Annotated in this window: 1 protein-coding gene; it reads left to right on the top strand. The window is 60.0% G+C overall.

The genetic code is table 11. The features are described 5' to 3' along the window. Positions 1-67: 67 nt before the first annotated feature. On the top strand, positions 68-692 hold a 625-nt coding region (locus FRC98_RS20845), incomplete at its 3' end, for a trigger factor (protein ID WP_347342177.1).

Here is a 692-nt window from a genome sequence, read left to right on the forward strand (position 1 = left end):
AGAGGTCGCAGGTTCGAATCCTGTCGCCCCGACGAAATACACCATCGAATTACAGGAGATCCACGACGTGAAGACAACCGTTGAGAAACTGAGCCCGACCCGCGTCAAGCTCAACATCTCGGTCACCCCCGAAGAACTCAAGCCGAGCATCGATCACGCGTATGGCCACATCGCCTCGCAGATCAACATCCCCGGCTTCCGCAAGGGAAAGGTTCCGCCGCAGCTGGTAGACCAGCGTGTCGGCCGCGAAGAGATCCTGAACCACGCGGTCAGCGACGGACTTGACGGTTTCTACCGCCAGGCAGTTACCGAAGAAGAGATTCGCGTTCTCGGTCGCCCCGAGGCAGACATTGTCACGTGGCCCGAGGTCAAAGACTTCAGCGGAGACCTCGTTCTCGCTATTGAGGTAGACGTTCGCCCCGAGTTCGACATGCCCGCCTACGACGAGCTCACCCTCACGGTTGAAGAAGTCAAGGTTTCGGCAGACGACGTCAAGGACGAGCTCGACACCTTGCGTGCCCGCTTCGGCACGCTCGTCACCGTCGAACGCCCCGCCACGAAGGGCGACTTCGCTCAGCTCGACCTCGTCGCCAAGATTGGCGAGACCGAGGTTGACTCCGCAACCAGCATTTCCTACGAGCTCGGCTCGGGTGAACTGATCGAAGGCATCGACGAGGCACTTGACTCGCTCA

This window comes from Lujinxingia vulgaris, assembly GCF_007997015.1.
Lineage (GTDB): Bacteria > Myxococcota_A > Bradymonadia > Bradymonadales > Bradymonadaceae > Lujinxingia > Lujinxingia vulgaris.